This window comes from Amycolatopsis sp. SID8362, from assembly GCF_010550475.1.
GTDB classification, from domain to species: domain Bacteria; phylum Actinomycetota; class Actinomycetes; order Mycobacteriales; family Pseudonocardiaceae; genus Amycolatopsis; species Amycolatopsis eburnea.
In genome coordinates, this window is the sequence record NZ_JAAGNB010000723.1 from 1 (window position 1) to 734 (window position 734).

At 75.3% G+C, this 734-nt stretch carries 1 protein-coding gene and 1 pseudogene; both read right to left on the bottom strand.

All coding sequences use genetic code 11. From position 1 onward, the window contains the following. Window positions 1-533 (bottom strand): MerR family transcriptional regulator (locus tag G3I65_RS22050; RefSeq protein WP_160697789.1); only part of this gene is annotated, 533 nt, incomplete at its 3' end. Continuing rightward, window positions 527-734, bottom strand: a pseudogene (locus G3I65_RS22055) (HEAT repeat domain-containing protein); the annotation flags it as partial. The gene G3I65_RS22050 and the pseudogene G3I65_RS22055, both read right to left, overlap by 7 nt.

Here is a 734-nt window from a genome sequence, read left to right on the forward strand (position 1 = left end):
GCCAGCCCGTCGCCGCCCGCCCGCGCCAGCGCCCACCGCAGGGCGCCGGCGACGAACGGGTCGCGTTCGGTGAGGACGGCCTTGGCCAGCAGCTCGGCGGGCAGCGGCACGTCGTCGGCCGGCGCCAGGACGGCCTGCTGCCGGCTCGCCGGACTGGGCGAATCCAACCCGTGCAGGAGTTCGATGACGCGCAGCACGCCTTCCCAGCCGAAGGACGCCGAAGCGTCGATCGCCCGCAGGCGCTCGAGGAGCTCGCGTTCCCGCTGCAGCCGTTCTTCGGTCCGCCGGACCAGGTCACCGACCAAAGTGGACGGCGTGAAGGCCGGGTCCGCGAGCGCGCGGCCGACCTGCCGCAGCGACAACCCCAGCGAGCGCAGGCCTTCCACGTGGAAGATCCGGCGGATGTCCGCTTCGGAGTACTCGCGGTAGCCGCCGACCGTGCGCCCGGTCGGCCGCACCAGCCCGAGGGAGTCGTAGTGCCGCAGCATCCGCGAACTCACCCCGGACCGGCGGGCCACCTCACCGATCAGCACGCCGTTCCCCCGGCGCGTTCCGGCCCGAGCGCGACGACCCGCTTCGCCTCGTCGACGCCCAGGTCGAACCCGGCGTCCGGGTCGCGCAGCAGCTTCCGCGTGGCACGGGCGTGCGCCCGCACGGCGGGATCGAGGCTCGCCAGCCCGGTCCGCAGCGCGTCCTCGGCGACGTCCCCGAGCGCGACGAGCGCCCGGCTGAGG